The 25,859-nt window shown below is 68.3% G+C and carries 11 protein-coding genes and 1 pseudogene; 2 read left to right on the top strand and 10 right to left on the bottom strand.

What is annotated here, in order from left to right:
* Nucleotides 1-157 precede the first annotated feature (157 nt).
* The 6 genes from ND747_RS03420 to ND747_RS03445 form a co-directional block, all read right to left on the bottom strand.
* Nucleotides 158-1,045 carry a hypothetical protein gene (locus ND747_RS03420; RefSeq protein WP_251731709.1) on the bottom strand — a complete coding sequence of 296 codons (888 nt, stop codon included), beginning with the start codon at nt 1,043-1,045 and terminating at the stop codon, nt 158-160.
* 155 nt (nt 1,046-1,200) lie between these two features.
* Nucleotides 1,201-3,468 carry a UvrD-helicase domain-containing protein gene (locus tag ND747_RS03425; protein ID WP_251731711.1) on the bottom strand — a complete coding sequence of 756 codons (2,268 nt, stop codon included), beginning with the start codon at nt 3,466-3,468 and terminating at the stop codon, nt 1,201-1,203.
* Nucleotides 3,465-10,364 carry a DEAD/DEAH box helicase gene (locus tag ND747_RS03430; RefSeq protein ID WP_251731713.1) on the bottom strand — a complete coding sequence of 2,300 codons (6,900 nt, stop codon included), beginning with the start codon at nt 10,362-10,364 and terminating at the stop codon, nt 3,465-3,467. The genes ND747_RS03425 and ND747_RS03430 overlap by 4 nt, the downstream gene beginning before the upstream one ends.
* A gap of 35 nt (nt 10,365-10,399) precedes the next feature.
* Complete coding sequence (locus tag ND747_RS03435) at nt 10,400-15,739, bottom strand: hypothetical protein (protein ID WP_251731714.1); 5,340 nt, start codon at nt 15,737-15,739, stop codon at nt 10,400-10,402.
* Complete coding sequence (locus tag ND747_RS03440; RefSeq protein ID WP_251731716.1) at nt 15,736-18,813, bottom strand: DEAD/DEAH box helicase; 3,078 nt, start codon at nt 18,811-18,813, stop codon at nt 15,736-15,738. Before ND747_RS03440 ends, ND747_RS03435 begins: the two co-directional genes overlap by 4 nt.
* Nucleotides 18,814-18,890: 77 nt before the next feature.
* Nucleotides 18,891-20,132, bottom strand: a complete 1,242-nt coding sequence (locus ND747_RS03445; protein WP_251731717.1) for a serine/threonine-protein kinase — start codon at nt 20,130-20,132, stop codon at nt 18,891-18,893.
* 495 nt (nt 20,133-20,627) lie between these two features.
* Between ND747_RS03445 and ND747_RS03450 the strand changes: the two genes are divergently transcribed.
* Nucleotides 20,628-20,954: a hypothetical protein gene (locus tag ND747_RS03450; protein ID WP_251731719.1), complete on the top strand. Its 327-nt coding sequence runs from the start codon at nt 20,628-20,630 to the stop codon at nt 20,952-20,954.
* Between the two features lie 38 nt (nt 20,955-20,992).
* On the opposite strand, the gene fxsT is transcribed toward ND747_RS03450, so the two are convergent.
* Nucleotides 20,993-24,346 (bottom strand): FxSxx-COOH system tetratricopeptide repeat protein, encoded by a 3,354-nt coding sequence (fxsT, locus tag ND747_RS03455; protein ID WP_251731721.1) that lies wholly within the window; start codon nt 24,344-24,346, stop codon nt 20,993-20,995.
* A 359-nt stretch (nt 24,347-24,705) separates the two neighbouring features.
* Nucleotides 24,706-24,924 carry an Arc family DNA-binding protein gene (locus tag ND747_RS03460; protein WP_251731723.1) on the bottom strand — a complete coding sequence of 73 codons (219 nt, stop codon included), beginning with the start codon at nt 24,922-24,924 and terminating at the stop codon, nt 24,706-24,708.
* 44 nt (nt 24,925-24,968) lie between these two features.
* Between ND747_RS03460 and ND747_RS29995 the strand changes: the two are divergent.
* Nucleotides 24,969-25,247, top strand: a pseudogene (locus ND747_RS29995) (restriction endonuclease); the annotation flags it as partial.
* 21 nt (nt 25,248-25,268) lie between these two features.
* Here the strand turns inward: ND747_RS29995 and ND747_RS03465 are convergent.
* A complete protein-coding gene (locus ND747_RS03465; RefSeq protein WP_251731725.1) occupies nt 25,269-25,580 on the bottom strand; it encodes a type II toxin-antitoxin system PemK/MazF family toxin in 312 nt (103 codons plus the stop codon).
* The gene (locus ND747_RS03470) at nt 25,577-25,837 is read right to left on the bottom strand and encodes a toxin-antitoxin system HicB family antitoxin (RefSeq protein ID WP_251731726.1); all 261 of its coding nucleotides are present in this window, start codon (nt 25,835-25,837) and stop codon (nt 25,577-25,579) included. Before ND747_RS03470 ends, ND747_RS03465 begins: the two co-directional genes overlap by 4 nt.
* Nucleotides 25,838-25,859: the final 22 nt, after the last annotated feature.

Below are 25,859 nucleotides of genomic sequence, written 5' to 3' on the forward strand. Positions count from 1 at the left end.
GCGCCCACTACTACCGCAACGAACTCACCATCGCCGCGATCTTCATCTGGCTCAAAGATCCACGAGAAACGGCCTAGTCCGCCCGCTCAGCCATCGTCGCCGTCCTCCAGATCCTCGTTCGGCCACGCCCATGCCGCACGCTACAGGCCAGCCGGTATCAGCACCATTTTCTCCGGCAATGATGCCCCGGAATGTAGCCACCGCTGACATGATGGCTCTCGTTGTCATTCAGTCCCGACGATCCGCTGTCGTATGTTCCCGCCGGCGGGTCGGCGGATGCCGTGTAGGTGGGCTGAGGTGTTGGCTTGAGGACGACGGTGATCAGGCGGCCGGTCCGAACGTGCTCGCCTGGCCGAGGGAAACTGTCTGCCACGGTAGCGGTTGACGTGTAAGTTGTGGCCGCGAGAACTTCCCGAGAGGCGCGTTCAGATGCCGGTTCAATTGATGGATCGGCAGATTTTTCTGTCGCCCCTGATGCCGGCTGAGTGCTGGGTGTGCTGGTAGGTTGGGACGCGGTTTCTGTGCTGGGTGTGCTTTCAGTTGGGACTGAACGGTAATCGATGAGTTCGCGGATGCCTTCGAGCTGGGGGATGTTATCTCCGGGTGTGCCAAGGGGTAGTTCTGGCATCGTCGAGTGCTGCTGAAACCAGGTGTACTCGTCGTTCCGAAGATAGTAGAGACGCACACTTTCGGTGCTCGAAACAGGAAATCCAGGTGCTGGTACTGTTGCTGCCACCGTCCAGTTGCTCGTCAGCCAGACGCCCCGGCCGCGTGGTGAGAGATCTTGAGTCGTATAACCGTGAGGGGCGGAATTCTTGACTTCGCCGAGCCTCATGCCGACAAGATTTGGCATCCTTGGTGAACTCGATGACTGGGTTCCGGCCGGCTGTGCGGTGAGGTCCGCGAATCCAGTGCCCGATGCTTCTTCGTTACCATTCTGTCCCACTATGATACCGATAATGAGTAGGGCGGTGATGGTAGCAGTCCAGCGAGGATGGCGCGATACCCATTGGAATATCGACCGAATCCTCGTCTGGCCGCTCATGAAAGCCGACCATATTTAATAGTTATCAAAGCTCCCCCGTAGCTTCGCGTCTGTTCAAGGTGGCGCATGCTGAGCATAGCGGGCGCGGGTTTCGGGTCGGACTACGGGTGACCTGATCGCGATGACGTGGTCGCGCGACGAGAGGATGAGCCGTCCTAATGCTGCCCTTCGACGTAACGGGTAGGGATGAAGGGGCTCGGGGCTGCATGCCAGGTGACCAGGAGAGCATCTCGGGCTCGGGTCGCAGCGACGAAAAGCAGGGAGCGGTCCTTGCGGCGCTCGCGCTGGTAGCGATGGGGGTCGGAGTCCTGCAGGCGGTCGAGGAAGCCCCGGGGAATGAGCCCGTGGGCGGCGCCGGCAATGATGATCTGGCGGTATTCGAGCCCTTTGAACCGGTGCATCGTGCCCACGTGGACGGCCGCGGTGTCTCCGCCCACGGGCGGGCCGTCGGGGCCGATCTCCGCCGCGCTGATGCCGTCAGCTTGGAGGGTGGCCAGGACATCGGCGGCAAGCGCTCGGGTGGGGACGCAGACGGCGAGCTGGCCACTGGTAGACGTGCGATGGGTGGGTTGCGGGACGTCGAGCCAGGTGCGGATCTGCGCACTGATGGTGCGCTGTTCGTCGGACCAGGTGGTGCGACCGATGAACAGGGGCTGGTCGCCGTTGAGAAGGCTGCGGTAGCCGGCGAGGTTCTCGGCTCCGTCATCGAGATTGTCGTAGCTTTCGCCGTGTAGAAGATCCAGAGCGACGCCGAGAATCTGACGGGTGGTCCGGTAGCTGAGGGTTAGCCGATGCGACCGGCCGCGGATGTTCACGCCGAGGCTACCCAGACTGACGACGTTGTCATAGATCCGCTGGTGGGTGTCGCCGACGAGAAACAGGTCGTCGACACCGGGTGGGACCATGGCGCGTAGGAGCTTCCAGTGCGCCGGGCTGAGATCCTGCGCCTCGTCGACGATCACATGCCGGTAGCGGTAGCGCGGAATCGATGCGCCGGATTCGCTGCTGGCGGTGTCGCCGCTGCGGGCGGCCCGGGCAGCCCGGGCCATCTCCAGCTCAGCGGCGCGTTCAGCGACCTGCTGCCAGGTCCAGACCCCCCGGTCGGCAAGCCGTTTGGTGAAACGTTCGATGAGCTGCCAGATGGCATCGCGGTCCTGGCGGGCGAGCTGTCGGCCGCGGCCAGGACGGCGGGCCCGAAAATAGTCGGCCCGGGACCGCAGGACCTGGCCGAGGATCACCTGCGACCACTCGGCGGCGAGGAACTCCGCGCTCCACCGGGTCTCGCCGAGCTCGAGTAGCATCGCCGACCATTCCCTGATCTCGGCGTCCTGGCCGATGGTGCGACGTCGGGCGTCGTCGGCCTCCGAGACCACCCGGGCAGCCAGGCTATCGATGTTGATGATGTCCACGCGCGCGGTGTGTTCCGGTCCGGCGAGTTCCAGCAGCCGCGCCCGCAGATCGCCGGCGAGGTTCCGGTTGAACGTGGTGAACAGGATCGGCTTACCGTTGCTGCCCGAGGGCAGGTGCGTGATGAGATGTCGAGCGCGGTGCAGGGCGACGATCGTCTTGCCGGTGCCCGGCCCGCCGCTGACGCGCGCCGGGCCGCTGTAGGTGGTGTGCGCGAGTCGGTGCTGGGTCGGGTGCAGGAACACCTGCCACCGGGCGAAGGATTCGGCGAGGATGGCGCGCAGCGCCTCGTCGTCGGAGGTCACCGGGGTGGACGGGCGGCCCACGGCGGTCGCGAAGTCCTCCCGGTCGACGAGGCCCGGTGCCGCCACCGGCCGAGTGACGATGTCCAGGACCTCGTCGACACTCTTACCGTCGTGCAGCGCGATCAGGACATCCGAGGTCAGCTGCGGAACGCACTCGACGAACTGGAGCAGCTGCTCCTCGGTGCGCAAGGTGCGGACCGACGGAAGCAGCGTGGCGGCGACCCCGAGGTCGAGCAACGTCTGGTCGTCCAGACCGGAGAACAGCCTCTCGGCGGGAGCGGGCACCTGGTCGGGAGCGGGGGAGTGGGCCGGAGCCGGCGTTGATCCGGGCTCTGCGGCGGCGAGCATGCGGCCAGCGAGACTGTTGGTAACGGCGGACAGGTCGATGACCTCGATGCCGCCAGTCACCTGGTTGATCTCATAGCTGTAGCGGGTCAGATCGTCATAGGCATCCTTACGGTCCTTCACCGAGACCAGCAGATAGTCGGAGTTACCGGCGTGCAGCAGGAGCGCTCGATGGTCCTGACCGACACGCGCGGAGCACAGCCGGCTTCCCTTGAGTTGTTTGAAGCGCAGCGATGGATGCTGCGGATCGGCGCGGAACTTCGACTGGAACTCGTAGACCGCACCCTTGACGACCCGGGGCAGCGCGAGAATCTCCTTGTCGGCCCGTTCGAGAATGCGAAGGGTGACCCGGCCCTGAGTGTTCACCGTGCTCCCCTGTCGGTGGTGGCTGCCATGGTGTCGGCCGCTGGGGTGTTGGGGGTACCGATCCGGCGGGCGAGTTCGGTGGGTGTCCAGGCACCGGGCGGGCGGACGTCCCAGCCAGCCGATCGATAGGCGTGATCCCGCCCGGCGGCTTCCTGGTCGTCGGCGCCGGCTGGGGCGAGCACGACACCGACGCGGGCCGCCGGCCAGGCCAGCTCCGCCTGCCAGGCGGCATCGCCGAGCTCAAATCCGGGGGTCGGAAGGGCCAGGCGAGGCACCGCCTCCGGTCCGTGCGGGCCATCCAGTGCCACCAGACCACGCACCAGGTCCACCAGGCCGGGTTCGTCGGGGAGCAGATAGGCCAGCACCTCTCGCCAGCGTTCGCCGACGGCCGTGGGTGCGTCCAACCGCGCGGTGGACCTCTCGGGCAGCGGCGGTCGGCCAAGCCAGGTGGACGTCTCCGAATCCAGCGGCTGCCTGGCCCGGACCTCGGCGAGGCCGCCGCCGTCGGCCGCGGCGAGCAGGGATGGGTCGACGTCGTCCATCCCGGTCACGGTGAGTTGTAGGGCGTCGCCGCCGCCGTCGTCGAGGAACTGGATCAGGTTCGTCCAGGCAAGCCAGGACCGCCACCGGCGCCGGTGCGAGGAGTCGTTTCCCGCGGGATCTGCGCTACCCGGCTCCCCGTCGCCTCCCCACTCGTCGAGGCCCAGCCCCACACCGGCGGAGCCGTGGTCGGCGGCCACCGTCTCAGGTCGGTCGTCGATTAAGACCAGCGCGGAGAAGACGCGTTCGGGCAAACCCCCTGTCCTGGTATCGATGAGCACGGTGATCGGGCAGCCGGCGTCGTCCCGCGCACGCACCACGGAGATCTTTCCGCCGGTTCGCGATGCGGGTAGCGGCAGGCCACGAAGGGCTGCCGTTACGGCGGCCGGAACACCAGGGGGATCGGTGCGGATCCGAGCGTTGCCCGGGGTTTTTAGCAGGCCACCCAGTGCAGCCTCCGCGCGGCGCCGCCACAGCCGCGCGTTCGGGTCGGCGAGGTAGGCGAGCAGCTGATCGACCGGGTTGGTCCAGGCATGGCGATCCAGGTCGTCGGCGGGCCGCGGCGGGTCGCTCACCTGCCGGTAGTAGTTGTGTGCCACGCCTTGGGCGAGGCCCTGGTAAGGCGGGCGGACAGTCGGTGGCGCGCCGGGCTCGCGGGTGCGCCATTCCTCGACGTCCCACCATGTCAGCTGGAAGACCCGCAGGCCGTGGGCGCGTAGGCGGGCGCGTTTGTCGGCATCGTCGGCGAGCCGGTTGTGTTCGGTGCTGGCGTGGTAGCGGAAGCCGTCGAGGTAGACCGCGACCTCGGTCGGTGGGCCATCGAGCCGGGTGAAATGCACATCTGGGCGGGTGCCCTGGACGGTGTGCTGCAGCCGCATCCGCCAGTGGGTGATGGTGCCGTCCGGACCGCTCAGGCGCAGTTCGGCGACCCGGCCGTCACCAGCCGGGTCGGCTCCGGTGGTGACGCTGCCGGCGGTGTCCGGGCGGGTACCCCAGGCTCGCAGGCCGCCGAGGAAACGGGCCTCCAGTTCGCTTTCCACCAGCTGGACGAGCGACATCTGATCGGTGGGTGCGCTGTCGGTCACCGCCCAGCCGTCCAGCAGCTCGCGTAGCACCGCGATCGCTTCCTGTCGCTGGATCTGGGCGAATTCGTCGCCGCGGGCATACCGCAGCAGGCAGCGGGGGCAGCCCGCCCGGCCGGCGTCGACGCAGGCACACGTCTCGATGGCAGTCAGCGCGGTGGTGAGCACCGCGTGGAAGCTGGCTGGATCGGCCAGCCGGTGCAGGTAGCCGGTGCCGCCGGGCTGGCTGTCGTACAGGACGAGGAACTGCCGGGAGTGCCCGGTGGTCGCATCCGGCATGACGGCCGCGGTCAGCCGCAGATGGTCGGGACTGCCGCTATACTGCCGGGCGATCCCGAGCCGCAGCGCCGCCGCGAAGGAGTGCCGCCGGGTGGTGATCGACGTGGTGAGAGCCGGGACGAGGATCCGTACTGCCTCGGTGTGCAGCTCGTTGGCCAGCAGCAGCGACTGGTGGGTGGCGGCCAGGGGCGAACGCCGGTGGCGGCACCACAGCCGATGATGTTCGTGCCCGCGTAGCTCGTCCGCGGACTCGGAACGTTCTGCGCCTGCAGTCCCGTTACCGAACGCATCGGGCAGGACCGGCTGGCCGAAGCCACCGCCCGCATGGGTGGTCGGGGGACCGTCCACGCTGGTTCCGCCGCAGTCGACGCAGACGTGAAACGGGTTGAGGCTGACCGGCTCGCCGGCGAACATGTCGGTGGCCGTCCGGTCGACGCGGCTCGCGCCCAGGTTGAAGGTGCGGATGACCGCCGAGCGGGCGTAGTCGACCCCGAACGTGGCGTGGGAATGCCGCCAGGAGCGGGCGATGCGGGCCGGGTCGATGTCGACGGTGGTGACGGTCGTATAGGCGCGGCTGTCCCGGTCATCAAGGTCGTCGCGGATGCGGACGTCGTCGCGCCGGTCGACCGCGGTAACCCGGGTCGGCCGCAGCACCGCGAACCGCGCCCCGGCATCGCCGATCCCGGCATGCTGGCACCGATCACACGGGCTCGCGTCGTCGGCCACCTGCGCGGGACTGGCGTCGGAACCCGCGCCGGTGGTGCCCGTGTTCGAGGCCGCGGCCAGCGCGCTCTCACGAGGGGTGCGAACGTAGCCGCAGGCGGGGCAGATCCGCCAGAACTCCCAGGCCGGACGGGCCCGCGGGCCGATGTCCAGCCCGGTGATCCGATGGGCGAAACCGCGCACGTAGTAGGTGTTGCCCGGGGCGATCTCGGTGAGCGCCTGGCTCACGGGACGGGCGTACTCGCGGACCTCGCTGCTGTAGAGGCGTTCGCCGTCCGGGCCGTCCTGCTCGCCGGTGAGCGTGGCCTCCAGGATCGTCGATCCGTCGAACAGGGCGTAGTTCGGCAGCAGGCCGAGCTCGACGAGGGTCGTGTGCGCGGATCGGCGGGAGAGCTCACCGGCGAGTTTCGCGAGGGCGCGTCGCTGCGCGGACAGCGAGCGCAGATCGCGGCGCTGCTCCTCATCGGAGCGCAGCAGCGCGTCGCGGGCACGGTCGATCGCGTCGAGCCGGTCGCGTAGCCCGGCGATCCGGGTCTCCCACAGCCGTTCGGCCGTGCGCGCCGCGTCGGAGAGGCCCGCCCGCGCGTAGGCGCGCAGATCGGCCGCCGCAGCGTCACTGACGTATTGGTCGGCCGGAGGAACGCCGAACAGGGCGAGGAAGATGTCGACCTGCGTCGGACCAGCCCGCAGACCTGCGGTGACGAACTCGGTCAGCCAGCCGTCCGGACCGAACAGCGCGCCGGTGACCCGCGGCAGTGGCCGGGCGCCGGGGAGTCGCTCCCGGGCGGCCAGATCGATCAGATGGGCGGTGTACTGGCGGCGCAGCAGTTCGATCGCCGACAGATAGGTCCCGGGCGGCGCGATCTCACCGGCGATCATGTCCCGCGGTTCGGCAAGGTAGTACTGTTCCCGCTCCCCGCGTTCGAGCAGGGTGAGGATGAACGCGTTGCCGCTGGCCCGTCCCGCCCGGCCGGCACGTTGGACGTAGTTCGCCGGCCCGGTCGGCAGTGACGCGAGCAGCACGGTCGACAGCGCACCGATGTCGATGCCCAGCTCCAGCGTCGGCGTGCAGGACAGCACGTTCGGATCGGTGTAGGTCGTACCGCGGCGGAAGTCGTGTTCGACAGTCTCCCGCTGCTCGCGGGTCAGCAGGCCGGTGTGCTCGGCGGTCACCACCCGGAACGGGCCGCCGTCGCGGTAGAGCCGTCGATAGTAGTCACCCGCCGCGCGGGGCAGTGGTGCGGGTCGCAGCCGGCCCGGGCAGCGGTAGCGCTGGCAGGGCTGGCCGGTCCAGCCGGCGACCCGGGCCGGTGGCACGGTCTGCGTCCAGGAGCATGCGTCACAGCGCACACCGGCTTCGACCGCGTCGTCATCATCGAGCCGCATGATCTGCAGATGTCCTGGTTGCAGGCCATAGACGGTGATGCCGGCGGCCGGGGTCGATCCCGCGCGGCCTCGACTCCGGCCACCCACGCGCCCATTGCCGGTGGGGCGGATGATGACCCGCCGGGCCAGCACACCCACGTCGGCGAGCCGTGGCAGGAGCACCCGCAGGTAGTCCGCTGCCTGGTCGCGTGGTAGGCCGAGGCAGCGCGTGGTCCAGTCCTGATACCAGTTGCCAGTGTTGGACAGCACGTCGAACTGGGTACGCGGGCGCGGCGCGGTCATCAGGAACGCCGGTGCGGCAAGACCGCGAGGAAAGGCGGGCATGCCGTCCGGGCGACCGCCCCAGATCCGGTAGCGCCGTCCGGCCTCGTCCAGGTACCGGCCGAGCCACTCGTGGTTAACACCACCCCGGAGTCGCAGCCGCTCCACCAAACCCCGCAGGTAGGCGTCGAGGCGGGCGTCGGTGAGGTCGCCGTGGTCCAGCGCCTGGACCTGCGCCTGCAGCAGCGTGTCCCGGGCCAGCGCACGGGCCATCGTGAGCTGCGGCAGGGCAGCCTCGGCGGCCACGGTGCGGGTCAGTTCCAGCGTGCGCCCGTTGCGGGAACGCAGCCCGAACTCCAGGACGGTGGCGAACCCGAGCCGGTTGCCGAGCAGCCGCCAAGTGGGCCGCCGCCCACGTTCCCGGCCAGCGAGCAATGCGTCCACATCGTCGACGTCGTGCAGTTCCGGTGGGACGATCGCAGCCAGGATCTCCCGGTCGCCGGAGGCGTCGATGAGATCGGCGATCAGGTCGTTCAGCGCGACCGGCATGGTATCGGTGAGCTGCGCGGCCAGCAGCGCGCGCAGCGAGAACGTGAACGCCCGCGCCGCGACGAACCCGGCCCGGTGCGCCGCATCCTGCACCGAATCGTTGAACAACAACGTCCGCTGGGATGTCCGGTCCGGTAGCTCACCGCCGGTGAACAACTGGCTGACCGCCACCGACGCGAGGGCGGCAAGCCCCGCCCCCAGATAGCGGATGCCCTGTTCCAGCCCGCACGCCGGGCAGCGGTCCGCCTCCGCCCCGACCGAATCGTCCAGTGCGCACAGGACGGGAATCCCCGCCTGGTCCGAGGCCGGATCGAAGATGTGCAGCTTTGTGCCGGAGACATCGAGCATCATCAGCGGACTACCCGCCGGCACACCGATCTCCTGTTCGGTCGCCCGAATCAGCGCCCGCACCCGTCGTTTGTCCCGACCGACACTGGCCCGGTAGACCTTCGCCGCGGTCGATTCCAACTCCTGTGGTTCACGTTCGGGGGACAGCGCCGCCCAGCCCGAGCGACCGCAGTGGCGGCAGTACACCGCGGGCAGCATCGGCTGCCCGCTGTCCGCGACCATCCAGGCCGCACCGTGCTCGCTCGTGTCCAGACCGAGCGGGTCCTCTTGTGGATGCCCGTCGCCGTCACCCGGGGTCAGTGCGGCTTGAGAATGACCGCCTGGTTCGGTGGCGGCCGTGAGGTCGAGCGTGGGAACTGGTGCGGGGCGCTGCTCGCCCTCCCAGGCGAACGCCGGCTGGGGGCCGACCGCGCGCAACAGCCGGGAGACGGCCCGCGCCCACAGATGCGTCTCGACGGTGACCAGCGGACGGCGTGCATCGTTGGGATCGCGGGCCACCGACAGCAGGGCGATAAACCGTGCCAGGCCCGCGGCCGCGACTGCCGGTTGGGTGGCCACCGCGACACTCCAGTCGCGCAGGTCCTCTCGGGCGAAGCCTTCCAGCGCCTCCTGTGCGGTGCGCGGCTCACCACCGAGCAGGTTCAGCACCGCCCGAGTCAGCTTGTGGCGGCGCAGCTGGGCGCCCAGCGCAGCCGGGCGCAGGTCAGCGTCGCGTAGCCCGGGGCCGAGGATAGCCTCGGCAAGAATCCGGGTCGAGGCGGGGTTGTCTCCGTTGATCTGCAGCGCGGCGAGCACGGCCGGCGTCGGCTCGTTCAGCGTGGCATCGGGCTCGCCCAGCACCTCGGCCGGAGCAAGCCGATCCTCTCCGATCACCGAACCCTCATCGAACCCGACGCCGAACACCTCCGTGGCCACCGCCCGGATCGCGCCCGTCGTGTCCTCGTCCAGCGAGCCGGATCCCAGCGTCGCCGAGGTGGCGACCGGGCAGACCGTACCCAGCGGCTGGCCGGGCCGGGAGACTCCGGTGACCGCGCCGAGCCGGCGCAGCAGCATCGCGACGTCGGTACCTTGCGCGCCGTCATAGGTGTGGAACTCGTCGAGTACCACGTAGGCGAGGCTGTTGTTCTCCCACAACGGCACGTCCTCCGGGCGCTGCAGCAGCAGGTCGAGCATCTTGTAGTTCGTGATCAGAATGTCCGGCACGGTGCGGCGGATCTCGCCCCGGTCCGTCATCACCCGCGGGTAGGACTGCGCCGGGCCTTCGCCGATGTAAAGGCCGGCGGTGACCTCGGCCAGCGCCGGATCCTGCAGGAAGGCATTGAGACGACCGGCCTGGTCGGTGGCGAGCGCGTTCATCGGATACAGCAGCAGCGCCTTCACCCCCGACTGGCCTTCGGCGCGAGCCCGTCGGCAGTGATCGAGGATCGGCATCAGAAACGCCTCGGTCTTGCCCGAGCCGGTACCCGTGGTCACCACGGTCGGCTTCGCTGTGCCACTCTTCGTCGACAGCCGTGCGAACGCCGTCGCCTGGTGCGCATATGGTGTCCACCCGTCCGGCGCCCAGGCGAGATGCTTCCGCCAGCCTTCGGCTGCCACCCGAAACGGTGTGCGGACCCGTAGGTAGGGGCCCCGGTAGATGCCGTACTCCGGATCGTCGAGGAACGAGGCGAGCGCCGCCTGCTCCGCCGAGTCGGCCAGTGCGAACGTCGTCGTCAGATACTGCGTCAACGTCTTTCGCAGCTCATCCGCCGCAACCGTCGGCCTCATCGGCTGGGCTCTGGCTGCGCGGTAGCTGGCGTATCAGTCCCTCGGTCTACTACTGGATTCATCCAGCCGCTCGAGGTTTCCCGCCATCCCTCTTCTCGTGACGCCTCCAAACGTTTCGAGAAGACGGCATGTGCCGCTCGCATCTCATTCTCTCGGTCGGCTTTGTAAAAGGGAGGCGAATAGCCGGATGGCACCTTTGAATGTGGGGACTTAAAATGCGCTTGAAGATCGATCCAGTCTTGCTTTATCTGCCCATGGCCAAAGGAATTGAAGTTTGCGGAAATTTTCCGCCCATGAGCATCAAAAAACATTTCGGATTCATAGTCAAAAATTTGCGGAAATCGCGACTTGTAGATTGCCGCCAGCGCGTCGGCGGATATCCCGAGCCATACGGAGACCAAGGCATCGAGTTCAACTAGTGCCGCCCTTCTTGCGTATTCCGATCGCAATGGAGTTAGTCGACTCCATTCCTGGTCGACACGCTCTAGGGGCGCCATTTTTGGCCAATCTATTGCCCATTTATCAGAATTTTTCCAAACTGGATCGTAGACCTCATGCCATAGCTCTTCGTAGGCCTCGGTAAGGCAGTTCAGTCGAAGAGTCCGTAGTAGGAGAGACGTCATTAGAGGGTGTTCGGACTCGCCGGTCGGCATAACCCTTACGTCGGAGCTTCTTAGGTCTCCGCGCCCGCTTGCGCGCATCAAATAGTCGAGTGGAAGAGCACTCCAGAATCCGGCGGCCAGTACAAGCTGCTTCTTGGTTGGAAGTGTAAGTGAGTGGATTGAGTCCACGTGGGCCGGCCCTGGGGGCAGAATAGCGGCAAAAAGTGACCTTTCTCCGTTAGTTGCGATCCGGCGCCGCCAAGCTAGCCTGTAGTAGCTCGTGTACGGCCGTCCAGCCCAAATATCCTGCGTTTCAAAATACCGCTTTTCGGGGCAGTTTCTGGTGAAGTCACTCGCGGGAACAAAGTCGTTTGAGATGCGCGTCAAATCGGTTGACTCGTCGTGAGATCCCAATGCCGGTGGCTGTTTGGCGATTGGAGTTCCAACGGCAATTTGAGGGCCGCGTAGAATTACATCTCTCCACTGTTCGCGCGCTCCGGTGTCTTTTCTAATTATTCCCCTCTTTTGCGCTCCGGTCTCATGGTATCCGGGGCTTATCATTGGAAGATCTCCGAGTCGGATCTTCCATGCGGCGAGGGCGGATATTGCAGATCGCTCTTCTTCTCCAACGAGGTAGAGAACGCGGGCAGAAAATATATCTCCTGCGGATTCTCCTGTTATAAGTTGCCATTCTCGGAGAACTTCGTGGTTGACAACGATAATTCGTTGTCGGTGTGGTCTTAAATCCCACGATCCATTGTGTTTGATACCTGGCGCAGGGCCATTGTTGTCATGAATGAGTGAGCCCGATAGTACTGAGGCATCGAAAATCCACGCTGCGTGCATAAAATTGATTGATTGTGGCGGTCCGTAAATGTGTAGGCCGAACTCCTGTGTGCGGCTCAGATCCGCAAAAGCCCAGTTTGCCACGTTAACAAAATGTGCGTGCGCGCGTAGGCGAGGAAATGCCTCTTTGCGTATTCTTTTTTCTCGGACACCGTCAAGATGGGAGTCTGGATGGATCATTCCCACAGTCCCGGTCGGCTTGGCGTGTAGCCAGGCGCGGCACATAAATCCGCGATAGAGGTCTGGCTGTGTCCCTGCAAGAAGAGGATAATTGGTGACATCGCTAAGAAATCTATCAAATCCTGCATTTGCGGTAAGTTCATGAATGACCATTTTGTGCCATTTTGAAATGCCAAAAATCCCTTCCCGGCGGACTTTCCACTCGTCGGTTTGGGTGCCGCGGGACAGCGCAAACCATGGGTCCGCCTCGGCGTATATTGAGCTTTCATGCCAGTTCGGGCGAACCCATGGTGGGTTTCCTACCTGCAAGTCGAAACCTCCGTCGGCGAAAGCTGCGGAAAATTCGACTTCCCAGTGGAAAAAGCCGTGTTGGTTGGCAGCAGTCTCGACGGTGTCGAGCCAGGGGAAGAGTTCGGCCAGGCGGTGCCAGGCCTCCTGGCCGAGCCAGGTGGCTAGGTCTTCTTCGTGGGTTTCGAGCTCGTCGAGGGTGGAGAAGTGGGTGGCGAAGGTGTTCTGTCCGACGTCTGCGGTGCCGATCAGGGCGGTGGCGAAGCGGATCCAGTCGTCCAGGTTAGCAAGCGGGAAGGGACCACGGAGCCGTTCGGCGGGCCGGGCCGACTGGTTTCCTTGCCGCTTGCCGGCGGGGCTTGTGGTTCCGGCCTCGGGTGCGATGAGAGCGGCGTTTTCGATGGTGCCGTCGTCGCCGAACATGGAGGCCGTCTCCCAGGTGCGGGGCGAAACCGCCTCGAGTGCTGGGGCTGGAATTGGGGTCGGCTGGATGCGAGCAGGCGCGGCGGCATTTGTGACACGCAGGAATGTGCGTTGGTAGTCAGGGGCGGTGCCGTCCAGCAGGGAGGCGCTGTCGACGGGCCAGAACCAGAGGGCGCACCAGGTGTCCATCAGCTTTTTCAAGCGCCAGTAGGGCGTGCCAGGGGCCTCGAGGTCGGCGAGGATCTTGGCGCGGGGAACGACGTCGCGGACCTCGGGCAGGTCCTCGGCGCCCCAGACGTCGATCTGGCGGCGGATCTCAGCCTCGGACAGGGCGAGGCGCTGCTGGACGAGGGTCCACAAATACTCGGCGCGCCGGGTGAGCGCAGCGAGTATTGCCGCCTGGTTGGGCTTGCCCTTTGCGGCTTTCGTCGTGGGGGCCTTGGTGATGACGCGGCGCCAGGCGGCGAGTTTTTTGGCGTCGACCTCCGCCAGGTCCTTGGCTTCCTTTTCGGCGGCGACCGCGCCCCAGCCGGCAGCCGGGAGCAGGAAGTGGTGGATGGCGTCCTTCGGTAGGTCGCCGTCGCGGAAGGGATGGTCGACGGGGGCGCTTGTTAGCCAGGAGCGGTCGGCGAGGGTGTCCTGGGTGTAGTAGCGGCGGCCGGCGCCGACGAGGGAGTTACCGCGGCGCAGGTGCAGGCCGAACCAGGGGGCCTGCAGGCCCGCATGCATGACGTTCAGCCAGAGGGAGACGTCAGCGAGTTCGATGGCGGTCGGGTTCAGGTCGACGCCGTAGCTGTTGTGCAGAGCGATGTACGCCTTGACCTTCTGCAGTTCGACGGCGTAGCGCTCCGGGTCGAGCGGCTCGTCGAGCGTACCGTCGGCGCGCTTCTCCTCTTGGCGGCGGCTCAGGTACTCGGCCGCGACCTGGTTGATGGCCTCGTTGAGGAACGCACCAGAGCCGAGGGCCGGCTCGCAGATCGTCCAGTCGAGCATCTCCCGGGCCTTGAAGTCCGGTCCGGCCTCCTTGATCCGGTATTGCAGCGCCAGCTGGACGGTGACCTCGGTCAACGACTGGGGGGTGTAGTACGAGGCGGAGGTCTGTCGGTCGCGCCCGGATAGGCGATAGACGAACGAGCCGGCGGGGTAGCGGCGGCGCCGGTCGGTGCGGTGGCCGTCCTCGTCCACCTCGTGGACGAACACCTCGGGCGGGTACTCGTCGGCACGTGAGGTGGGAACGGTCCAACTGCCGTCCTTGGGATCGCCGCCCTTGGCAACTTCGTAGAGCGCCTCACCAGCAATAAAGCCGGTGTAGGACATAAGGCCCTCGTAGACTGCGCCGAGCTGGGGGATGCCGAGCTGCCGGTAGGAGATGAACCCGCCTCGCCGCCGGGCACCACCGCGGGTCCGCCGACCACCCTTTGTGATCATTAGGCGGCGCAGAATCGCGTACAGCACGTCGTTGCGCAGGCGGGTGTCGAGGATCGCGGCGCGGCCGGCGGGCGCCGTCCCGTCCTCGTCGTCGTTCTCGGGCCAGGACAGGGACTGGCCGATGAGGGTGATGGAGGAGGGTTCGAACAGGTCGGAGCGTAGTGCTTCGAACCGGATGCCCTCACGCTCGCTGGGCCGCCCGCCGGCGGCGCTGCCATCGCTGTCGGAGCCGCTGTCGACAGCGGTAGCGGCTGCGAGGGAGGAATTGGCAGGCTGGCTGGTGCCGTGGGCGTGGTAGCCCTCGTTGACGGCCTTGAAGAGCAAGTTCAGCGAGTCGAACAGGTGGGTGCCGGTGCGGGCCGCCGGGCTCGTTGGTGGGCGGCGGGCAGCCAGGTCACCAAGCCGCGCGAGGCTGTAGCCCTCGGCGTATTCGGGATGGTCGACGGGGAGCATGCCGAGTTCGGGGCGGGCCTCGGCGTAGAGCAGCACGAGGATCCGGTAAAGGTAGCGAAGCGCCTCCCGGGTCAGTCGGTCGCCCAGGGATGTCAGGTCGTCGATCTGCTCCGGTCGCACACCGGCCTCGGCCAGGCGCGCTAGTACCTCGTTCGCGATCAGCTCGACCGATTCCTGCAGGCCGACACGCAGCTCCGCGGTGACGCCGACGGCCTGCTTCCGCGAGCCGGAGAGCAGGTCGGCGAGTGGTTCGGCACCGCCGGTTTCCGGTGGGCACAAGGCATCCGCGCCGAACAGAGCGGCGATCACGTCGATCTCGCCGCCCGGTTTTGCGTCGTGGCGGCTGAACGCCGTATCCAGACTTGCGGCCAAGTAGCGGCCCTCACCCCAGGTCCGCCGGTCGGCGAGGATCACGACGCCGCCAGCGAGCAGCAGCACGTAGCGGGGCGGCTCCTCGACGACGAACAGGTGCGAGGCCAGCCGTATCCCGGAGGTGACCATCTCGCGCGGGCCAAGCACGACCGGGTGAAGCAGCCGGCCGGCGCCCGCCAGGTCGACCGCTGCGTCGGCCTCGGTGGCCCAGCCGCACTCCACTGCCCAGACCCCGTGGACGTCGGCGGCCAGCGGCACGGCAACCTCCACCCCGCCGTGGATCACCGTTCTGGTGTACCGGTGCGTCGGGAAACCGAGGGCACCGAGGACACCGTCGTGCAGCACCTGCAGCACCTCGGCCCGCTTGACGGCGTCGTCGTCCGGGTCGAGCGCGAGGAGATCGCTTTTGCGTTCGTAGTAGTACCGGCGAAACTCCCGCAACCCGGCGCGGGGCGTCACCGCGGTCGCGAAGCCGGCCGGTTCTGTGTCGAGCCTGGCGGCCGGCGAGTCGACCAGGATCGCTCCCAGTTCCGGCCCGATGGAACCCAGCAGGTTCGCGCCACCTGCGGGCAGGACAAGCGTCGGAGTCGTCTGCTCGTGCTCTGGTGACTCCAGGGCCTGTGCGGCCTTCTCCCGCTCGGCCCAGCGGGTCGAGATGTTCTTGCGGATCTCCCCGGGCAGGATTTCCTCGATGAAATACGGCGAGAAGTACTCACCGCGGTTGGTAAGAGCGTCGAAACTCATCGGGCACCCCCCGGTGTCGGTGCGAGGACGGCGAGGACGCGCAGCATCGGCTCGCCGATGGTGTGCAGCCGCTCCACCAGCTCGCGCTGCCGGTTCTCGGTCTCGCGGACGAACCGCGCTCGTTTTGTCAGCGCCGCGACTGCCTGGTCGGTGCTGCCGGGCAGACTGCGGGTCACCCAGGTGTCCAGGCGGGTGAGGTAGGCGCGCAGCGGCTCGGCGATGTGCTCGTCCCAGTCGACCCGCTGGCGCTCAAGGTGGGCGCGGGCGGCTGCGACCGCCGCCGGTACGAGTGCCTGCAACGGCGCGAGGTCCAGGGCAGCCTGGATGTTCGTCATCCCCGGGCCGACGCCGGCCGCGGCCAGCGCCTCGTGCATCGGCCGGAAGCTGGCCGGGCCCGGCAGCCCGGCCAGCGCCATCCACTCGACGACGGTCGGCTGCCCGAACGCGTTGCAGTAGACGCCCTGAACCAGGAACGTCGGCTCGTCGACCGGGACGGTGAGCACCGGTGCCTGCTGCCGGTCTAGGCGCACCAGCACCTTGTCGACCAGCCAGTCAACGACCGGGTGAATGTCGGTCAGGAACCCCTTTTCCGGCCACAGCGTCTCCTTGCCCGCGCGGGATGCGGCCAGAGACGCCTCGGCTTCTTGCCGGTCCACCGTCAGCTGCAGCCGGAGCTGGCCCTGCTGGTCGCGCAGCCTGGACAGGTAGGAGCGGGGCAGGTCGGTGAGCCGGGCCTCCAGATCCTCCGGGGCCGTGAGTGCGAAATAGGTTGCCCGCTCCCGCCCGCCCGTCCCCCGGGCAGCGGCAAATCCGAGGGTCAGGCTGACTGTCGTATCCGCCCGTCCGTCGTAGACCTCGGACAGCGCCTCGTCGACGAACGCTGCCACATCATGGAACAGTCGGGGTGGGCTGAACCGCTGCGGCGTAGGGTCCGCCGCGTGGGCGTCGAGGTCCGGATCGTCCTCCAGCCCAAGCGGATCGTCGGCCTCGACCGTCTCGTCCGCTTCGGCGGCATCGTCCGGCTCGTCGTCGAGTTCGAGTGCGTCCGCGCTGGCCGAAGCGGACGGTGCGCCGGACGTGCTGCGGCGGGCGGCGCTAGCCGCCAGCGACTGGTCGACGGTGCGGCCGGCGAGCAGGTCCTGCAGTAACCGGCGCTCCTCCCGGTCGGCCAGATACTCGCCGGTGACCGCCTCGGCGGTACCCAGGGTGCGATAGGCCTCCTCCTCGGCGGCGAGCAGTCGGGCGGCAACCGCCCGGTCGTCCAGCGACCGCGGGATCGCCGACGTGAGCAACAATGCCCCGAACCGGGGCTGCTGCCGCTGGCCGTAACGGTCGATCCGGCCGTTGCGCTGCTCGATGCGGATGAGGCTCCAGGGCACGTCGTAATGGATGAGCTGGTGGCAGGCCCGGTGCAGGTTCACGCCTTCGGAGGCCACGTCACTGGTGAACAACAACCGCACGGAGGCCTGGGTGAGGGAGAACTCCTCGACAATGCGCTGCTGATCGGCGACAGAAAGGTCGCTGTACAGAATGCGGGCGGCCCCGCGGTTTGCAGGATTGTTGAACGCCTGGTCGAACGAGGCGCCACGCTGCCCGCCGGGCTGCTTCGCCACCGGCAGGTCGAGCAGTGCGGGGACGACGCGGGCCAGCCAGCGCAGGGTGGTCAGTCGTTCGGAGAAGATGACGACCCGGGTGGGCGAGTCCGGCCCGACCCCGGCCGCGCGCAGCTGCGCCAGCAGGTGGCGCAGCTTGCTCGCATCGTCGTCGGACATGGCGGCGGCGAGTTCCTGTAGGCGTTCCAGCCGCGCCCGTTCTTCGGTCTGGTTCTCGCTGTTCGCCAGGGTGGACGAACGCAGCCGATGGTCGATGGACTCCAACAGCGCATGATGCGAGGACAGAAACGCCTTCACTAGGGTGTACGGAAATAGCTGCTGCCTACCGCCACGGCGTGCGCCCGGGCTGCCCGGTGCCGTTGGAGCCGGGTCTGTCGCCTCACCGGGGGCCTGCACCCAGTGGGCGGTCAGTTCGGCAAAGACCCGTTCCTCCACCGGGCCGGCCGCACAGATCAGCCGCTCCGAAGGGCCGCGGTCGGCCCAGACATCGGTGACCTTGTCTCGGACCTCCGAGGACATCTTCGTCCGGCGAATATAAAGGTGTTCGATGTCCGAACGCTGGTAGGTCTTCAGGTTCGCGATCGCCACCGGGTCGAGCATCCGGATCAGCTCACCGAAGGAACGCTTGTTGCCGTTGTGCGGAGTCGCGCTGGCGAGGATCAGCGCGTCCGTCTGCGCGGCCAGCGTGCGGGCAAGTCGGTTGCGCAAGCTGTTCGCGCCGATCAGGTTGTGTGACTCGTCGATGACGACCGCGTCCCAGCGGATGTCCTCCAGATGGTGGCCGTACATGCCAACGTTCTTGAGCGTGTCGACGGAAACAATCACCCGTTTAAAATAGGTGAACGGATTGCGCCCTGCTGGGATCTCCCGCTGGATCCGCTCGATGCCGACCGCATCCAGGCGCACTAGGGGGATGGAGAACCGGGTCCACAGCTCATGCTGGAACTGCTCGAGTACGTGCTGTGGGGTGACCACGAGCAGCTTCTCGCCCCGGCCGCGCCGAATCAGCTCGCCGAGCAGCAGCCCGATCTCCAGGGTCTTGCCCAGCCCCACGACGTCGGCCACCAGCACCCGCGGTTCCAGCCCGCTCAGCGCCATGGCGGCTGGGCGAAGCTGATAGTCCAGAGAGTCAAGCAGGAACGTGTCGGTCAGAGCCAGGCGCCGTTCGGAGCGGGGCAGTGGTGTACGCCGCAGCACTGCCTCCAGGTACAGCCGGCTGCGGCGGAACTGCGCGGACCCGTCGTGGACGAGTTCGGTCTCCTCGGGTAGCAGCGCGTGCACCTCGTCCAGCCCGGTGAAGAACGAGGCATCCAGGCCCCGGACGAACTCCGATGCCCCGGTGACCTTCACCAGGTAGCCGTCCCGGTCCGTCGGCACGACACTGCGGACCAGCCATTCCTCGTCCCGGATGAGTACGCGTGCGCCAGGGGCGTAGGGCGTCGGGGACGGCGCTGTGACCACGGACTGTCTCTTTTCGGATGGGAGGATTCGAGACGAGGGCGAGCAGGGCGTTGGTGCGGCCTGGGTCGGGCGCGCGGTCAGAGCGGGGCGTTGCGGGCATAGGCGGCCCGAAGCTCATTGGCGAGCCAGCCGACGTTGAGCGGCCGCGACCCGCGAGGCCGTGACAAGGGGGTCGGTCCCCTGCCGCCGGCGGCCGCGCCCACAGGCGGCACCGACGCGGGCGGCACCAACGCGGGCGGTGGAACGTCCGGCGGACTGATGATCACTGTCTGATCCGGTTCCGGTTCGGGCTCCGGTGGTTCTGGCTCGTGCTGTTCCGGCTCGTGTGTGGCCGGTTCACGTGCTTCGCCGATCGCGACCGGGGGAGCGGTGCCCTCGTCTGGGGCCGGCGAAGCCTCTGCCGCAAGTTCGGCGGCGATCTCGGGCGGCAACGCGTCGTGGTTCGGCGCCATGTAGGTGCGTTCTTCGAGGAGACGGCGCATCTCGTGCATCGGTCCGGCGGTCTCGGCGACGGCGACCAGGCGCTGCTGGACCTCCAGCACACCCGGGCGGGCGCCCGGGTCGAGCGCGACCATCGTGGCGATCAGCTCGGTCAGTTGGTCCGGAACACCTGCCAGGTCGGGTGCGGTCCGATCGTCGACGATCGCCGCGAGCAGCGCAGCTGCGGTCAACGCCGGGTACAGCGTGTGCCCGGTGGACGCGTAGACGAGCGTTGCGCCCAGCGCGTAGATGTCCGTTGCCGGGGTGAGCTGCCGGCTGCCACTTGCCTGCTCCGGCGGCAGATAGGCCGGGGTGCCGACGATGAACCCGCTGGCGGTCAGGTGCCCGGCCTGACCTTCCAGCACCGCGAGGCCGAAATCAATGACCTTCGGGCCGTCCGGGCCAAGAATGATGTTCTGAGGCTTAAGATCGCGGTGCAGGAGACGCGCATGGTGGAGCTTGGCGAGCGCGTCGGTCAATGTCACTCCGAGTGTGGCGGTTGCCGCCGCGTCCAGGGGGCCCTCGGCCTCGACATGTTGACGCAGCGTGCGGCCCGGGACGTATTCGAAGGCCAGCCAAGGCGGGTCCGTCTCCACCGCTGCCGCCTCGAACCGGGTGTTACGCGATCCGTGCACGAACTGCAGTGCGTCGATCTCCTCGGCGAACCGCTGGCGGATGTCGTCGCCCTCCAGCAGTTCCGGCCTGATCATCTTGAGCGCGACCCGCTCCCCGGTGGGGGACTGCGCGAGGTACACCCGCCCCATGCCGCCTGTTCCCAGGCGCGCCACCAGCCGGTAGCCGCCGACGGTTGCAGGGTCGGACGGCACAAGTGGTTCCAACAGCGAATCCCCCTCGCCGATCGCGCGACTACTCGTGCACGTAAGCGCACAATAGTTACACATCGCATAGGGTTGATCGCTTTAGGGGTATCTCATTGGGGAAAGTTGATGGTTGCGGGTGCTCTGCCCGCCCCCGCCTGGATGTGGTCGCGCCCGCCGCGCTGCTGACGAGGCTCCCGCGGCGATCATCCTGGCGATGGCGCCGCACCGGTGTATCCCACGTGCGGCGAACGGGTAGCAGTGAGATCATTACCGGCAGTCCCTGCGATCTGGAGGATCATCGTGTCCCACGCGCCGAGCGGCTCTGACCCCGATCGCCGCGCCAACCCTGATCAGGACGCGGTGTCCGAGCCCGCCGCGGCGCCGGCGACGGGCCCGGGCAGCTCGGCCGCCGAGCCCCGGCCGGACGGTTCCGCGGAACCGTCGGAGTCTGCTCCGCCTGCCGCCGAGGCAGCGGACCGTCAAGAAGACGCGACCACAGCGCCGAGAAAACCGTTGCGCCCGGTCGACTGGGACGGCTCCTTCACCCGCACCTGGGCCTCCCGCGACGCCAACGCGGTGACCGACCGTCTCGCAGATGAGTTCGAGGATGAGTTGGCTCAGCAGCAGGCAGACCGGTTGTCGCGGAAGTATCGCGACGAGGCGAATGCCCGAGCGGATGCGCGGCAGCGTGTGGAGCTTGACCGGTTGTTGGAGCAGCCCGCGGGCGATGATGCACGGCCGAGCCTGTTTGACCGGCTGGAAAATTTCGGTCGGGTCTGGGACGACGAAGATCGGGGTTCCCCGGATGCTGGCTCCGGGGATTCCGCCGGACCCCGCTGAGGCTTGGTTCTGGCTGATGGTCGACGGTGCCACGCTGGTCAGGGACCGGGGCGGGGGTATCTGATCTCGGGTGCGGCGGGTCGTTCTGCTGGTGCCGGCCGGTCTGGTGAAAACGGTCTGTCTGTCTGCGTCTGGTGCTGGGTGTCGGCGAGGCTGCGGCGGGCGCGAATGGTGTCCTGGTGGAAGGGACCGTGCTCGCGCATCGTGTCGGAAAGGGACGCGCGGTAGAGCGGCGCCGCGTCACCATGCCGGCCGGCCTGCCGGTAGGTGTCGGCGAGGCTGGTTCGGCTTTCGCGGGTGTCAGGGTGAGCGGGGCCGAGAAACTCGCGGCGGGTGTCGAGGACGCGTTCGTGCAGCGTGACGGCCTGGGACAACCGGCCGGTCTGGCGGCATACCTCGGCGAGGTCGGTGGCGGTACGCAGAGTGCGTTCACCGGCGACGCCGTCGGTGCGCAGGCGGGCGGTGAGCTGCCGTTCGAGGTGGTGGTGTGCGCCTTCGGGGTGGCCTTGGTCGCGGTAGTGAGCGGCAAGGTCGTCGCGAGCGCCGATGGTGCGTACGTGGGTCGCGCCCAGGACGCGTTCGTGCCGATCGAGGATGCGTTCCAGGTGCGGGGTGGCATCTGCCGGTCGTCCGACGGCGGAGTATGTCGAGGCCAGCAGCTCGCGGCCACGGACCGTGGCGGGATGATCGGCGCCGAGGGTGCGTTCGCGTCCGGCAGTGGCCCGGTCAAGTAAGGGGATGGCTTGCTCCGGCTGTCCGTTGTCCAGATGGACACGTCCCAGGGCGTCGGCGCTGTTGAGGGTCTTGCGGTGGTCGGGGCCGAGGATGCGTTCGCGGTTGGTGAGGGCGTGGTCGAGTTCGCGGGTGGCGTCGTCGGTGCGTCCGGCCTGGTGGTAGGTGATGCCGAGGCGGTGGTGGCTGGTGAGGGTGTCGGGGTGGTCGGGGCCGAGGGTGCGTTCGCGGGCGGCCAGGGTGGGTTCGGCGTGGGCGAGGGCGTCGTGGGTGGCGCCGGCGCGTTGGTAGGTGGTGGCGAGTTGGTAGCGGGTGGTGAGGGTGTCGGGGTGGTCGGGGCCGAGGATGCGTTCGCGGGCGAGCAGGGTGGGGCGTAGGAGGCGGGTGGCGTCGTCGGGGTGGCCGGTGTCGTCGAGGAGGGTGGCGAGGTTGTGGCGGCTGTCGAGGGTGGCCGGGTGGTCGGGGCCGAGGGTGCGTTGGCGGTCGGCGAGGGTGTCGGTGAACAGCTGGCGGGCGTGGTCGAGGTGGCCGGCGTGCTGGTAGGTGCGGGCGAGGGTGTCGCGGCTGGTGAGGGTGTCGGGGTGGTGGGGGCCGAGGGTGCGTTCGCGGTCGGCGGCGTTGCGTTCGGCCAGTGGGCCGGCGATGTTGAGGTGGTCGGCGTTGAGGGCGGCGCGGATGTGGGTGTCGCGGGCGGTGAGGGTGTCGGGGTGGTGGGGGCCGAGCAGGCGTTGCTGGGCGTCCACAGCGCGGGCGGCGAGGGGTTCGGCCTGCTGGGGGTGGCCGTGTTCGGTGAGGTAGGCGGCGGTGTGTTCGGCGAGCCAGGCGGTGTGGGGGGTGTCGGTGGCCGGTGCGGTGGCGTCCAGGGTGGCCAGGGTGTGGGGGAGCAGTTCGCGCCAGGCGGGCCAGGTGTCCGGGTTGGCGGTGGGGTTTTCGGGCAGGGCGGCGTGGAGCATGCGGGCGAGGCCGTCGCGCAGTTCGGCGGCCTGGTCGGGGGCGGTGTGGGCGCGGGCTGCGGAGCGGACCAGGGCGTGCATGGTGATGGCGGCGCCGTCGCGGTGGGCGAGTCCGGCGCGTTCGAGAGCGGCGGTGGTTGCGGCCAGGTCAAAGGGGTCGCTGGCGGCGGCCCGCAGTCGCGGGTCGGGGATGGTCTGCTGGTCGGCGGTCAGCACCCGCAGCGGGAAGCGGGTGGTGTCGCCGTGGGCGGCCAGGCGCAGCAGCGTGCCAGCGGCGGGATGTTCGGCGTCCAGGCGTTGGATCGTCGCGTCCCACAGGGTCGCCGTGGTCACCTCCGGCCGTCCCGGCACCGGATGATCGCCGAGGGTGGCCAGCAGGCTCTGGCTGGACGGCAGGCGTCCTGGCCCGTCGGCGCCCTGCCGTAGGCCGGTGGGGCCGGCGGCGCGTTCGAGGCTGGCGGCGCGTTCGAGGCTGGTGCGCAGGCCGTCGGCGTCGCCGTGGGCGTCGATGATGCGCCGGGCGGCCTGCTCCAACGCCAGTGGATGATCGCCGAGGAGGTCGGCGATGCGGTCGGCGGTGATCCGGTCGATGGGTGGCTGGCCGCCGCGGCGCTGGTCGGCGGGTAACCGGTCGGCGGGTAACCGGTCGGCGAGCAGGGCGATCGACTCGCCGCGGGTGAACGGTCCGAGGCTGAGGACCTGCCCGTTCCAGGGGCCGTCGAGCTGGCGCTGCCAGTCCCACGCCGACCCCCGTGAGGTCGCCAGCACCCGCCCGGCGCCTTCGGATGGACGCAGCCAGCCGGGCAGCCCGCCCGCGTCGGCGATGTCGTCGAGGACGAGCAGCCACCGTCCACCGGCCGCGTCCAGACGGCCCAGCACTGCGGCGGGTTCGGCGTGGGCCGGAAGCCCGAGGGCCGGGGCGAGCTCGCGGACCCGATCGGCGACGAGTTCGGGTCGTCCGGCGGGCACCCACCAGACGGCCTGGTAGTCCATCCGGTGCCGGCTGACGAACTCGGCGGCCAGGCTCGTCTTTCCGATCCCGGCGAGCCCGGTCACCGTGACCATGCCCCCGTCGGCGAGCGCCGCCTCGACCCGTCCCAGCTCGCTCGCCCGTCCCACGAACCGGGCCGGCGCCCGCGGCACATCCCACACCGCGGGCAGGTCGGCCGGAAAAACCGGGGCGCTCGCTGCGCCGGGAAACCGCACCAGCCCGTCACCAACACCCGGGGCGACACCGACACCGGGGGCTTCGCCGGGGACGGGCGGCGCGTCGCGACCCAGCCGGGCCCGCACCGCCCCGATCAGCACCGCTTCCGCCGCCGACTCACCCCGGTTGACCAGGTCAATCGGTGCGATCTGCCCCAGCAGCCCCGGAATCGGCCGGTCCGTCACCCGCGCCACCAGCAGCGGTCGCTCGGCGGGCGACCCGCCGGCCACCGGCGGCGACCAGGCCGCCCCCCACTGGGCGACCGCCTCCGGCGATTCCAGATAGCCCTCGGACACCACCGCGATCGTGCACCCGGCGCGCTGCATCACCCGGTCCAACCAGGCCACCTGATGCGTGCCCGGGACCAGATCCCAGACCTCGTTGACCACCCCGAGCCCGGCCCGCTCCAACGCCGCGGAGATCCACTCCGCCCACGGCCGGCCATCATCCGCATACGACACGAAACAGTCGACGGCGCCCCCTTCGCCCCCAACCGTCACCCGAACAGCATGGCACGGTCACACAGCCGCAGGAGCGACTACTCTCACGGCCGCAGGAGGGCGCTCCCGGCCGGCGGCGGCGTCGCTGGCGAAGCGGATGTCGTATTCATGGCCGGTGGGCGGCGGCGCAGCGCGCTCTCCGCGTAGGCTGCACTCAGGACTTCCACAGTGGTTGGGATGTCACCGGTTTGCGATCCGGCCCGGGGCACGCAGGGCTGACTCGGGTATGCCAGCCACCGCTCCGCGCTGCGGGATCATCCGGCCGGGGCGATCCGGCTGTCATCAAGGTCGACAGTCGCCTTCCCGTCATCGCGGGAGTCAGCGACAGCCGCGCGCCGTGGATCTGCTTCCTTTTGGGTTCACTCGGTATGGGTGGCGGGCCGGGGGACGTGGCCGGAGCCTGGTGGGGTCGTCCGGATATCGGCTTCGGAGGCGCCGGCGTCGCTGCGGCGGCGGGAGATCTCCGTGTCGATCAGGCGGATGAGCCAGGTGTTCATCGAGACGCCGTCGCTGGCCGCGTGCCGTCTGGTGGCCTCGCGCACCTCGTCCGGCAGGCGAAGGGTGATGGTCCGGATCATGACGGACACGCTATCCGTGTTTGACGGATAGCAAGATCGCGAGTATGCGCCTCGTTGTGGTCCGTTCACTTCCGTCAACCCGGGGGGCGGGCGCCGACGAGCAGGAACGGGTGCGGAAGAACAATGCGGCCGTCGACCGCTTCGCCGCCGCCTTCTGCCCCGGTGCGCCGGACGCTGTCGCCACCAACGCCGATCCGATTGTGGGCGGACTGTTCGTCATTCAGGCAAAGCGTTACAAAAACGTGGTGGGCGTTGAATCGATCCGCGCGCTCGCCGGCGTGATGGAGGATGGGCGTGCCACGAAGGGCATCATGATGGCCACGTCGTGGTATGGGACATCCCGGTCAACGCTCTGGCGTGGCGAGAATCTTGAAAAGCATGGTGTTGACGTTGGTGAGTGTCTGCGTGTCGACCCGGCTGACGCAGGTCTCGAGGGAGGTCTTCAGCACGAAGGTGACCAGGCCCAGGACCGCCCACCTGCCGTCGCCGAGATCGACACAGAAGCCCTCGTCGGTGGCCTGCCTGGTAACCAGCGCGGCCAGCACGGTCGGTTCCTGGGGGATCTCGTTGTAGACCGTGGAGCTGAGGACCAGGACCTCCCGGGGGGCCGCCCGGGTGCGGGTGCTCCAGATCTCGCCGCGGCGCGGTGGTCTCACGCGGCGGGGTTCGCCACGTTGGGGAGCCCGGCATCGGCGAGCGCCTGCTGGTTGGCCTCCCCGAAGGCCAGTGCCTCCTCGATGACGGCGGGATTCGCCGAGATCCAGGCGGCGTGCGCGGCACACCGGCGCCGCATGTCCTCGGCGTCGAGAAGCCCTTCGACCCAGGTGTTCATCGAGACGCCGTCGGCCTGCGCGTACCGCTTGACCGCCTCGTAGTCGTCATCGGAGAGCCGAAGCGTGAGCGTCCGTGGCATGCAGATCATGCTATCAAGATCT

The sequence above is a fragment of the Frankia sp. R82 genome (genome assembly GCF_023716925.1).
Lineage (GTDB): Bacteria > Actinomycetota > Actinomycetes > Frankiales > Frankiaceae > Frankia.

Bases quoted from the DNA above. Each gene is read 5' to 3' on its own strand.
- ND747_RS03460 (WP_251731723.1), bottom strand. From the start codon at position 24,924: ATGATCCGGACCATCACCCTTCGCCTGCCGGACGAGGTGCGCGAGGCC.
- ND747_RS03420 (WP_251731709.1), bottom strand. From the start codon at position 1,045: ATGAGCGGCCAGACGAGGATTCGGTCGATATTCCAATGGGTATCGCGC.
- ND747_RS03435 (WP_251731714.1), bottom strand. From the start codon at position 15,739: ATGAGTTTCGACGCTCTTACCAACCGCGGTGAGTACTTCTCGCCGTAT.
- ND747_RS03470 (WP_251731726.1), bottom strand. From the start codon at position 25,837: ATGCCACGGACGCTCACGCTTCGGCTCTCCGATGACGACTACGAGGCG.